2 protein-coding genes are annotated in these 1,154 nt (G+C 54.1%); one reads left to right on the top strand and one right to left on the bottom strand.

Going from position 1 to position 1,154, the window contains the following annotated elements; all coding sequences use genetic code 11:
- A partial coding sequence (locus tag LYNGBM3L_RS40555; protein ID WP_044493027.1) for a dockerin type I domain-containing protein occupies window positions 1-360 on the top strand: 360 nt, incomplete at its 5' end.
- 620 nt (window positions 361-980) lie between these two features.
- Here LYNGBM3L_RS40555 and LYNGBM3L_RS48615 read toward each other — a convergent pair.
- Window positions 981-1,109 (bottom strand): hypothetical protein, encoded by a 129-nt coding sequence (locus LYNGBM3L_RS48615; RefSeq protein WP_267872025.1) that lies wholly within the window; start codon window positions 1,107-1,109, stop codon window positions 981-983.
- Window positions 1,110-1,154 lie beyond the last annotated feature (45 nt).

Genomic DNA, 1,154 nt, shown 5'->3' on the forward strand with positions numbered 1-1,154 from the left:
GGCTCCCACGACGGCCGCGTCGACTTCGATGATTTTCTCTTGTTGTCTAACGAATTTGGTTCGGTCGAGGGTGATTTGAAAGCAGACTTTGACGGAGACGGGACCGTAGATTTCGCGGATTTTCTTCTGCTGGCAAACAGCTTTGGTGCCGTTGATTTGGTCCCCGCGGATTTTGGCACGCTCGAATATCCCAGCGGACGGTTGTCGCTACAGCCAGGGGTAGACACCGCCACGATACTAATTCCGATTGCGGGTGACGAGATCGCCGAAGTTGATGAGCACTTTAAGGTGCTTTTCTCGTCTGAAGTTCGCCTTGTGACCACCTCCTTAGAGGTGGTGATCGTTGATGACGACGCCTAGGGCGTTCAGCGTCGTCCTTGTCGCCTCGGCAACGGGAAGAAATGGGAGTACTTTTGGAAGCCACTTCGCCGTCCCTGCAACATGAAGCCACTTCCACTTCCCGTCGGCGGTGCTGAAAACTCAACAATGCTGTTTTGGAGCTGGGCGAGCGTGCTGCTTTGGCGATTGAATCGACTGTTTATCTGCCTTAGGGTCCGTTGCTGTTGTTGAGCCGGACGAACGAACGTGTAGTAGTTGGGTAAGCCCCCTTGGTTGTCTCGTCGTAGCAGATTGAGGTAAGGGCTCACCGTAGGGGTTGATGGTTCGTACTGCGAGCTGTTCTGTTGGGCCGAGGCCGTTGATGCGAGGAGCGTGAAGACAATAGAGAACAGAATGAAGATGAGGTTTTTCATGCTAGCTGGCTCCCGGCCGTTGTTCGCCCGGATGTACATCGACACGCTTGGTGACCGGGTTTAGCCCCGGATAGTACGAATTGCCGACGGCTATGGCAATGCAGTCTGGGAATTCCATTTCGTTCGTAAACGGCATTGATTCTTGTCGACCGCGTCGGTAACATCCCGCCGCGTTCTGAGGAGACTCCGCGGCTGGAACCTCCATAGTATCCAAAATGTCGAATAGAACTAGGACATTGGTAAATAGACGTTACTCGTCGCTTCTTTTTCTCGGGGCCAGCCTAATGTTGTGGCAGGTTCTTCTGTCCGGTTGTGGGCTAACTCATCCGTACAGCGTTCCGGAAGTCGCTGCGCCATCCGTAGCGTTCGTGCCGCGTGAGCTCAACAAGGTTACGTTGCCTG

Origin of the sequence: Moorena producens 3L, from assembly GCF_000211815.1 — a bacterium.
GTDB classification, from domain to species: Bacteria; Cyanobacteriota; Cyanobacteriia; order Cyanobacteriales; family Coleofasciculaceae; genus Moorena; species Moorena producens.

Coding starts and splice junctions, on each gene's coding strand:
- LYNGBM3L_RS48615 (WP_267872025.1), bottom strand. CDS start 1,109: ATGGCGCAGCGACTTCCGGAACGCTGTACGGATGAGTTAGCCCACAAC.